We start from the raw sequence: 8,691 nt of genomic DNA, 5'->3' as shown, positions 1-8,691 counted from the left end.
CTAAGCAGACTTGCGTTGGCGGGCCAACGCGTCGCCCGCTTAGGCTCTTGTTTGATCGCAGATTTTAGCCGCCGAACCGGTGACCGCTTCGGCGAAATCTGCTTAGCGTAAGAGCGCAGGGGCGCGGGACGGCGATTCACGATCGGGTGGCGGGACGTCAGGGAGCCGGAATGATCACGCCGCTGAAGGCACGCACCGAGGCGTTGGTGAGCCAGATCGACGGTGCCTTTCGGGCAAGCATGGAGGCGGCGTTCGCCCATCTGCGCCGCAGCGGCCTGGAGACCGGTGCCAAGGAGGTGGGTGACCATGCGCCCCATTTCGCCCTGCCCGACCCGACGGGGGAGATGGTGTCGCTGGGCGAGCGGCTGCGGGCGGGACCCGTCGTCCTCAGCTTCTTCCGCGGCGAATGGTGCCCGTTCTGCCGCGTCGAGATGGAGGCCCTTCTCGCGGCGATGCCGGATCTCACCGCGGCCGGGGCGAGCCTCATGATGATCTCGCCGCAGGACTTCTCCGAGACCCTGGTCGCGCGCAGCCGCGATGTTCCGGGCCTGACCGTCCTCAAGGATCCGGTGAACGGGGTCGGGTTGCAGTACGGGCTGGTCTTCCGCATGCCGGACGTGCAGCGCGAGGCGCTGCTCGCGCGAGGCGTCGACCTCTCGCAGGTCTACGGGACCGACGCCTGGCTGCTTCCGATCCCGGCCACTTACGTGATCCGTCCCGACGGGACGATCGCCCTCTGCCACAAGGACCCGGACTACACCCGGCGCCTCGACCCCACCGAGATCGTGGCCTCCCTCCGCGGCCCGACCGCCATCATCTGACAGTGTCAGGCCATGTCCGGGGAGGACCGGGGCCGCGGAAGGCTCGCCCGGGCGCCCTGCCGCACCAGCGCGGCGAGGGCCGGCGAGTGACGGCGGCCCGCCATCGTCGTGAGGACCACCCGGTGCCGCAGCGGCAGGTCCGCGAGCCGGCGGAAGGGCAGCGACCGGGTGCGAGCGACGCCTTCCGGCCAGAGGATGCACCCGAGACCTTCCCGCACCAGCCCCGCGAGCCAGCGCTCGTCGCCGCATGAATGGCGCGCGATCCGGTTGATGCCCCGCGCCTCCATGGCGGTGGCGATCGCCTCCTCGTGGCGGCAGCCGACCCGCACGATGAGCGGCTCGGAGTCGAGATCCTCCAGCACCAGCTCGCTCGCGGCCTCGAAGCGGTGTCCGGGCGCGAAGGTCACGCAGAACAGGTCCTCGGAGAGGGTGTGGAGGTCGAAGCGGTCGTGACGGCTGTCGGGCTTGCCCGCGACGGGAGCGAGCAGGGCCGCGTCGACGTCGCCCGCGATGAGCTTCTCCTCGACCACCGGCGCATGGCCGATCTCGACCTGAAGGGCCAGCCCGCCGATCTCCGCCGCGACGCGGGCGAGGAGCGGAGCCCCGGTCTCGGCCGCGATGGACGAGCACGCCCCGACGGTGAGCTGCCCCATCTCGCCCTTGCGGAAGCTGTGCGCCTGGCGCTTGGCCGTCTCGGCCGCGCCCAGGGTGGCTTGCAGATGCGGCCGCATCAGGCGGCCGAGTTCGGTCAGATGCGTGTGGGCACGCTCACGATGGAAGAGCGGGCCTCCCAGCTCGTCCTCCAGCTTCTGGATCGCGCGGGTCAACGACGGCTGCGCCACGTGCAGGTGCTCGGCCGCACGGGTGAAGTTCAGGTGCTCGGCCACCGCCAGGAAGTAGCGGACCTGATGCATCTCCATGCGCTCATCCAACCCCGATCCAGGCTCGACACGGGCCGGTCGCGTCCCCGACATCGCGCCGGCGGGACGGGGCGACCGCCCGCCGCGTCGGAATCGCGGGCCGTGGGCAGGCCGTCCCGACCCTGCGCGTCGGCCGCGGGCGGCCCGGTTCATCGCGCAGGGCCTTCGGGGAGCGAGGACGGTCCGCCCGGCCCCCGCCCGTCAGCGGCCGCGCCGCCGCGGCCATGATGCGGCGAGCATCGAAACCATAGCCATTCGCGAATGTCCGCGGAGCATCCCGGATGCTCTGATGAGGCTGTCGCCGGGTGGCGGCACACCGGAGATCGCCATGAACCGCCTCATCATCGCCGGGCTCGCGCTCTGCCTCGCGGGTCCCGCCTTCGCCCAGAACAGCGGGAGTGGGCAGCAATCGGGCGGGCCCGGCCGGGATCGGATCAGCGCGACCGGGGGCACGCCGAAACCCGTGACCCCGCCCGATCCGGCGCGGCTCGGTTCCGGGAGCCATGCCGGCGGCACGCTCAACAATCGTCTGTCCTCGACGGGCCCCGGAGGCGCGGCCCCGATCAAGAAGCGGGATCCGGCCCTGCGCCGCTACGGCTCCGGGTCGCGGGCGGGCGGTCCGCTGAACCGCTGATCCGCTCAGCAGACGTGCGTTGGCAGGCCAACGCTTCGCCCGCTTAGGCTCTTGTTTGATCGCAGATTGTTGCCGCCGAACCGGTGGCCACTTCGGCGAAATCTGCTGAGGCCGAGGGAAAGCAGGATGGACGCGGCGAATCCGAGGCTCGCACCGGCCGGCGAGCGGCCCCCTCTCCGGAACCTCGGCCAGGTGGTCCTCGTGCTCCAGGGCGGCGGCGCCCTCGGCGCCTATCAGGTCGGCGTCTACCGCGCCCTGCACGAGGCCGGGATCGAGCCCGACTGGGTGATCGGCACCTCGATCGGGGCGATCAACGGCAGCCTGATCGCCGGCAACCCGCCCGAGCGCCGGCTGGAGCGGCTGTCCGCCTTCTGGCGGCGGATCGCGCATACCGGCATACGCGGTCGGCTGTCCGGCTGGCCCGGCCTCGGGGCGATCTCCGCCCATTGGGCCACGCTGATGGGCGGCGTGCCGGGCTTCTTCGCGCCCAATCCCCTGGCGCTCGCCAATCCCCATTGGCCGCTCGGCCCGGATGCGGCCGGCTACTACACGACGGCGCCGCTGCGCGAGACGCTGCGCGACCTGGTCGATCTCGCCGTGGTGCAGGGCGGCGCCTGCCGATTGACGGTGGGAGCCGCCAGCGTGCGGACCGGCCGGATGCGCTACTTCGATAGCCGCGACGAGGTCCTCGACCTGGACCACGTCATCGCCTCCGGGGCGCTGCCCCCGGCCTTCCCGCCGGTACGCATCGGAGACGATCTCTACTGGGACGGCGGAATCCTCTCGAACACCCCCGTCGAGGCGGTCTTCGACGACAATCCGCGGCGCGACGGCATCGTGTTCGCGGTTCACATGTGGAATCCGTCGGGGCCCGCACCGGAGACGCTCTGGGAGGTCGTCAACCGCCAGAAGGATCTGCAATATGCCAGCCGCGCCCACAGCCAGATCGCCCGGCAGAGGCAGATGCACCGGCTGCGTCACGTGATCGCCGAACTCGCCCGACGCCTGCCGGACGGCGTCGCGGCCGATCCGGAGGTCAAGGCGCTCGCCGCCTATGGCTGCCTCACCCGGATGCATGTGGTCCGCCTTCTCGCACCCCGGCTCGAGGCGGAGAATCACCTGCGCGACATCGACTTCAGCCCGGCCGGGATCCGTGCGCGCGAGGAAGCGGGCTACCGGCACGCACGACGCATCCTCGCCCAGGCTCCTTGGACGCGCCCGGTCGACGACCTGGACGGTTTCGTGCTGCACGAGGCCGATGCGGACCACGCCGCGGTGACGTGGTGAGACCGACGGCCTGAAAGGCCGGCGCGATGGCATCGTGGGCGGCCGGCACCAGGCGGCGGCGACGCCCCCTTCGGCAGGTCCTCCCCCTCGGCGACGCGGACCGTCGGCGGCCATCCCCCCGATGACGAGCACCGGACCGTCGCGGCGTCGACCAATCGCGCCGCCCTGCAGGGTCGCGCGCCGAGCCGGGGGCCGTCCGCCCGCTGTCAGTCGCCGGGCTCCCAGACGAGACGGATGTCGACTTCCCGCTCCACGTAATCCCATTCCGGCGTCGCCCTGAGGGCGGCGACAAGCGCGTCGAAGGCGGTGGCATCGTCCGGGGCGAACTCGAACCAGGTCAGGAAGTCGAACGGCTCGCCGAGATCGCGGCCATGGTGCAGGCGCCGCGCCACGGCCGGCAGGTAGGCCGCGCCGATCGCGGTGTGGTGCGAGGTCTCCTCGAAGATCGCCCGGCGTTCGTCCTGCGCGAGGTCCCACCACGCCTGCGACTTGCGGATCGGGATGAGGGCGGCGCAGACCGCCTCGCCACGCCCCAGGGGCGCCTGCCGGGCCGCCAGCCCGTCGAGTTCCCGGCGCGTGGCGTAGCGCGCATGGCCGACGACGCCCCGCAGGGTCCAGCATCCCGGCCCGTCCGCCGTCGCCGACACGGCGAGGCGCTCGGCGCGGGCCAGCCCCTCGCCCCGCACCGCCGCCATGTCGACGATCCGCCACGGCCCGCTGCGGCCGCCGCTGAAATGGACGAGGTTCGTCATCACGGGATCCCTGCCCTCTTCCTGCCGCAACGGATAGCAAGGCATGTGCCATCTTTTGACAATCTAGAGGCCGCTGAACCAGTTGAAGCCCTTGTCCTCCCAGTATCCGCCCGGGTAGGTGTTGGTCACCTCGATGGCGGTGATCCATTTCGGGTTCTTGAACCCGAGCTTGGTCGACATGCGCAGCCGCAGCGGATAGCCGAACGGGTCGGGCAGCGTCTCGCCCGCATAGGTCGTGGCGAGCAGGGTCTGGGGGTGCAGAGCCGTCGCCATGTCGATGCTGCTCGGGTAATCGTCGGCCGTCTTGAAGGCGACGTACTTCGCCCGGAGATCCGCGCCGACCCGCTCCAGGAAGGTCCGGAGCGGCACGCCGGACCATTGCCCGATATAGTCCCAGCCCTCGACGCAGACGTGCCGGATGATGGTCTCGCGCTGCGGCAGGGCGGCGATCTTCTCCCGCGTCCAGGGTGTCCTGTCCTGGATCAGGCCCGCCAGTTCGAGCCGCCAGGCGGCCCCGTCCACCGGCTTCACCTCCTCGATCGGGTAATAGGCATTGAAGCGCGGCGGCTTCAGCACCGCCGAGGCCGGATATTCCGGCGCGAGCTTGTTCGGATCGAACAACGCCGCCTGGACGCCGTCGTTGAAGGCCGAGATCGCCCGCAGCGCCTGCCCGACCGAGGTCGAGTCGCTGACGTCGCAGCCGGTCAGCATCGTCAGCGCGCCGAGGGACAGCCCGCCGCGCAGGAAGCCCCGGCGCTCCAGCGAGCGGATCAGCGGGCGGTGGTCGTCGAGCACCCCGGCATCGGGGAGGACCGGGGGACGGAACAGGGAGCGCATCGCTCACGCCTCCTTGCGCTGCGAGGGAAGTTCGGGGCCGCCGGTCAGCATCGCCCACAGGGTGCGCGGCACCAGGAGCGAGAGGGCGACATGCACGACGAGGAAGCCGACGATCACCGCCATGCCGAGGAAGTGGATCAGCCGGGCCGACTGGAAGCCGCCGAGGAGCGACACCAGGCCCGAGAACTGGACCGGCTTCCAGATCGCCACGCCCGACACGACCTGGGCGACGCCGGCCAGGATGACCACGATGTAGAGGATCTTCTGCACCGCGTTGTAGGTCGTCAGATCCTCGTGGGCGAGCTTGAACCGCAGCGTCTCGCGCACCGTCTCCACGACGTCGCGCAGACGGATCGGCAGCAGGCGCTCGCGCAGGCGCCCAGTCGCCACGCCGTAGATCAGGTAGGCGGCGCCGTTGAGGGTGAGCACCCACATGGCGGCGAAGTGCCAGAGCAGGCTCTCGGCCGCCCAGGAGCCGATCTTCACCGGGAAATGCAGCCCGTGAATGATCACGGAGTCGTTGTAGATCCCCCAGCCCGATCCGATCAGCACGATCATCGCCGCCGCATTGGTCCAGTGCATGATGCGGATGGCAATCGGATGCAGGCGTGATGAACGTGCAGGCATGGTGCTTACGGCAAGTGTGCTCATGTGCGCCCTCATGATTCGGTTTTTGTTTACAGTTTACTTGATGGTATTTGGAAGATACAATATTTGAGGGCAACCAAGGAGGATCCGGTGCGACCCTACTCTCTGATGATGCTGATCGCCCTCGCGGCTCCGGCGCTCGCCGCGACGCCGCCGATCGACCGTCCCGCCCTCGCCGCGAAGGCGGCGCGCCGGTTCCCGCAGCCGGTGCGGGTCGGCGACCTGATCGGCCGGCGGCTGCTCGAACCTGCGGAGCGGCAGGCGGTGCTCGGGCGCGTGCGCGGCGTCGTCCGGCGGGCGGATGGCGGCGTCGACCTCAGCGTCGAGACCGGCTGGCTCTTCGGCCGCAACGTCCTGGTGCCGACCGAGGCGGTCGGGCTGCTGGGCGAGCACGTGGCGCTCCTCGACCTGACGCCCGAGCAATGGCAGGCCCTGCCGGAGGCCGGTCCGACCCCGGCGATTCCGCCCGGGGAGACGATCCGGGTCGGGCTGGCGAAACCGTTCCATTGACGCCTCCTCACGCGGCCGGCGCCGCGGCGCGGCCGGACAGGTGAGCGGCGAGGGCGCCGAGGGCGCCCTCGCTCGCGCGCCGGCCGAGGCCGATCCGCAGGCCGTCCTCCGCCACCGGGGCGAGGGGCGAGCGCCAGAGCGAGCCGGGCAGCACGAGGATGCCGGCGCGCCCCGCCAGGTCGCGGGCGAAGGCGTCGCTCGATCCCGCGCCGCGGTAGCGCACGAAGGCGAAGGCGAGGTTCTGGGCGGGCCCCACCTCGAGGAGCCCGGGCCAGCGCGCGGCGACCTGCCGGAGGCGCGTGGCGTTCCCCTGGCCGATGGCGCGGTTGCGCTGGCGGATCGCCGCCTCGGATTTGAGCGCGACATGGGCGAGCACCTCGCTCGCCGCCGACAGGCAGCTCGACGAGCGGCTCTTGGCGACGACGATCCGGCTCAGCAGGCCGTGGTCCCGGCTCGCGGCCCAGCCGACGCGCAGGCCCGGCAGGCCGAAGCCCTTCGAGAGGCCGTTGATGCTGACCCCCCGCTCGTAGAGGTCCGCCACCGCCGGCAGCGCATCCGCCGTGGTGGTCAGGCCATAGACCTCGTCGTTGACGAGCCAGATCCCGCGGTCGCGGCAGAGGCGCACCACGGCGTCGAGCCCGTCGGCCTCGATCTGCGCGCCGGTCGGGGAGTTGGGCAGGTTCATCACCACGAGGCGGGTCTCGGGCCGCAGGGCCGCCGCGATCCGCTCGATGTCGAGCCGCCAGATCCCGGCCTCCTCCCGCAGCGGCACGCCCGTCGTCGCGCAGAGCGAGGTCACCGCCTGCTCCGCCGGCTGGTAGATCGGCAGGACGACGACCGCGTGGTCGCCGGGCCGCACCAGCGCGGCCACGGTGCAGGACAGGGCCTCCTGCGCGCCGCTACAGCACACGATGTCGTCGGCCGTCAGGACGGCGTGGCGCGCGGCCACGGCCGCCCGCAGCCAGGGCGCGCCCCGCGGGTCCGGGTATCCGAGGTTCAGGCGCTCCCAGCGCGCCCGGTCCTCGTCGTCCGCGCGGGCGAGCAGGTCGGCGAGCGTGAGCGGCTCGCTCTCGCTTGCCGCAAGGTCGTGGCGGATCGCGGGCGCCCACCGCGCGAGGAAGGCGGCCAGGGCGAAGGTCGCGGTCACGGCGCCGCTCCCGTCACGTCAGAGGCTCCAGCGCAGGCCGCAGCCGGCGCAGGCGCTGGGAGGGGTGTCGGAGAGCAAAGCCGCCCGGAAGTCGCGGTAGGCCGGCCCGTTCCAGATCGTCCGCAACTCGTCCCGGGTCGCGTCGCCGAGGGTGTAGTTCTCGTAGCCGCGCTGCGAGAAGGGGGCGATGCAGCAGGGCAGCGCGCGGCCGTTGGCGGTGACGTACATCACCGTCCAGGGCCGGCGGCAGAGCGACCAGGACGCCTTGTCCTCGGTGCGCCGGACGCTCAGGCCGGGCTCCGAGGCGGCGCCCGAGGCCGAGAAGGTGAGCCCCAGCGAGGCGGCGAGGGCCGCCGCCTCCTCGAGGATCGCTGCCTCCTCCCGGGTCATGCGCTCGTAGAGCGCCTGATCGGGCCGGGCATGGCCTGCCGCCGCCTCCTCGAAGAAGACGAGGCGCTGGAGATGGACCTCGCCGACGCCGATCTCGGCGGCGACCCGCACGAAGGCGGGCAGCTCGTGCAGCGTCTCCTTCAGGCCGGTGAGCCAAGCCGAGACACGCGGGCGCTCCCGCCCCTCGCGCACCTGCATCTCGCGGAAGGCGCGCACGTTGCGCAGGATGCGGCCGAAATAGTCCTTGCCGCGGATCGCCCGGTAGGAGGCCGCGGTGGCGGCGTCGAGGGAGACCCGCAGCTCGTCGAGTCCCGCCTCCATCACGGCCCGGCCCCGCTTCTCGGTGAGCACCGTGCCGTTGGTGTTGAACAGGACGTAGGTGCCCCGCTCCTTGAGGTAGCGGACCATGCGGGGCAGGTCCCTGACCAGCATCGGCTCGCCGACCCCGTGCAAGACCGCGCGCTGCACGCCCGGCACCTGGTCGACGATGCGCGTGAACAGCTCCCAGCTCATGTCGGCCGGCGGCTCCAGCTCCTCGTAGGTGCGCGGGCAGGTCGTGCAGAGCAGGTTGCAGCGGTTCGTCACCTCCAGGTAGAGGCAGACGGGCGGCGCCTCGGCGCGGGATTCCACCCGCCGCGGCGCGGCGTCGTGATAGCGGCGGGGATCGGTCGCGAGGGCGACGGCGTGGGTCATGAGGATCGTCCGGCGTGGGGGGGCGCCTCCACACGCCGGACGATCCTCATGA

10 protein-coding genes are annotated in these 8,691 nt (G+C 71.7%); 4 read left to right on the top strand and 6 right to left on the bottom strand.

Annotated elements, in window-relative coordinates; all coding sequences use genetic code 11:
* The first annotated feature begins 170 nt into the window (after positions 1-170).
* Entirely contained in the window at positions 171-821 is a 651-nt protein-coding gene (locus VP06_RS30895) for a peroxiredoxin-like family protein (RefSeq protein WP_048467651.1), read from the top strand.
* Positions 822-826: 5 nt separating this feature from the next.
* Here the strand turns inward: VP06_RS30895 and VP06_RS30890 are convergent, their stop codons facing one another.
* On the bottom strand, positions 827-1,741 hold the full coding sequence (locus tag VP06_RS30890) for a LysR family transcriptional regulator (RefSeq protein WP_245291383.1): 915 nt from the start codon (positions 1,739-1,741) through the stop codon (positions 827-829).
* A gap of 289 nt (positions 1,742-2,030) precedes the next feature.
* On the opposite strand from VP06_RS30890, the gene VP06_RS30885 reads away from it, so the two are divergent.
* Together VP06_RS30885 and VP06_RS30880 are read left to right on the top strand one after the other, a co-directional pair.
* Complete coding sequence (locus VP06_RS30885) at positions 2,031-2,375, top strand: hypothetical protein (protein ID WP_245291382.1); 345 nt, start codon at positions 2,031-2,033, stop codon at positions 2,373-2,375.
* Between the two features lie 126 nt (positions 2,376-2,501).
* Complete coding sequence (locus VP06_RS30880) at positions 2,502-3,662, top strand: patatin-like phospholipase family protein (RefSeq protein WP_048467650.1); 1,161 nt, start codon at positions 2,502-2,504, stop codon at positions 3,660-3,662.
* A gap of 206 nt (positions 3,663-3,868) precedes the next feature.
* Here VP06_RS30880 and VP06_RS30875 read toward each other — a convergent pair whose 3' ends face one another.
* The 3 genes from VP06_RS30875 to VP06_RS30865 all read right to left on the bottom strand — a co-directional run bounded on the left by VP06_RS30875 (position 3,869) and on the right by VP06_RS30865 (position 5,878).
* Positions 3,869-4,414 carry a chlorite dismutase family protein gene (locus VP06_RS30875; RefSeq protein ID WP_082167722.1) on the bottom strand — a complete coding sequence of 182 codons (546 nt, stop codon included), beginning with the start codon at positions 4,412-4,414 and terminating at the stop codon, positions 3,869-3,871.
* 63 nt (positions 4,415-4,477) lie between these two features.
* Positions 4,478-5,251 (bottom strand): molybdopterin-dependent oxidoreductase, encoded by a 774-nt coding sequence (locus tag VP06_RS30870; RefSeq protein ID WP_048467648.1) that lies wholly within the window; start codon positions 5,249-5,251, stop codon positions 4,478-4,480.
* A 3-nt stretch (positions 5,252-5,254) separates the two neighbouring features.
* Entirely contained in the window at positions 5,255-5,878 is a 624-nt protein-coding gene (locus VP06_RS30865) for a cytochrome b/b6 domain-containing protein (protein ID WP_342586856.1), read from the bottom strand.
* A gap of 111 nt (positions 5,879-5,989) precedes the next feature.
* Between VP06_RS30865 and VP06_RS30860 the strand changes: the two genes are divergently transcribed.
* On the top strand, positions 5,990-6,409 hold the full coding sequence (locus VP06_RS30860; protein WP_048467646.1) for a hypothetical protein: 420 nt from the start codon (positions 5,990-5,992) through the stop codon (positions 6,407-6,409).
* A 7-nt stretch (positions 6,410-6,416) separates the two neighbouring features.
* On the opposite strand, the gene VP06_RS30855 is transcribed toward VP06_RS30860, so the two are convergent.
* Entirely contained in the window at positions 6,417-7,556 is a 1,140-nt protein-coding gene (locus VP06_RS30855; protein ID WP_048467645.1) for a pyridoxal phosphate-dependent aminotransferase, read from the bottom strand.
* An 18-nt stretch (positions 7,557-7,574) separates the two neighbouring features.
* A complete protein-coding gene (locus VP06_RS30850) occupies positions 7,575-8,639 on the bottom strand; it encodes a radical SAM/SPASM domain-containing protein (RefSeq protein ID WP_048467644.1) in 1,065 nt (354 codons plus the stop codon).
* Between the last annotated feature and the right edge of the window lie 52 nt (positions 8,640-8,691).

This window comes from Methylobacterium aquaticum, assembly GCF_001043915.1.
Classification (GTDB): Bacteria; Pseudomonadota; Alphaproteobacteria; order Rhizobiales; family Beijerinckiaceae; genus Methylobacterium; species Methylobacterium aquaticum.
Note: the sequence above shows the minus strand (reverse complement) of the source record. Positions and strands in the feature narration are given on the sequence as shown.

Bases quoted from the DNA above. Each gene is read 5' to 3' on its own strand.
- VP06_RS30895 (WP_048467651.1), top strand. From the start codon at position 171: ATGATCACGCCGCTGAAGGCACGCACCGAGGCGTTGGTGAGCCAGATC.
- VP06_RS30890 (WP_245291383.1), bottom strand. From the start codon at position 1,741: ATGGAGATGCATCAGGTCCGCTACTTCCTGGCGGTGGCCGAGCACCTG.
- VP06_RS30885 (WP_245291382.1), top strand. From the start codon at position 2,031: ATGAGGCTGTCGCCGGGTGGCGGCACACCGGAGATCGCCATGAACCGC.
- VP06_RS30880 (WP_048467650.1), top strand. From the start codon at position 2,502: ATGGACGCGGCGAATCCGAGGCTCGCACCGGCCGGCGAGCGGCCCCCT.
- VP06_RS30875 (WP_082167722.1), bottom strand. From the start codon at position 4,414: ATGACGAACCTCGTCCATTTCAGCGGCGGCCGCAGCGGGCCGTGGCGG.
- VP06_RS30870 (WP_048467648.1), bottom strand. From the start codon at position 5,251: ATGCGCTCCCTGTTCCGTCCCCCGGTCCTCCCCGATGCCGGGGTGCTC.
- VP06_RS30865 (WP_342586856.1), bottom strand. From the start codon at position 5,878: ATGCCTGCACGTTCATCACGCCTGCATCCGATTGCCATCCGCATCATG.
- VP06_RS30850 (WP_048467644.1), bottom strand. From the start codon at position 8,639: ATGACCCACGCCGTCGCCCTCGCGACCGATCCCCGCCGCTATCACGAC.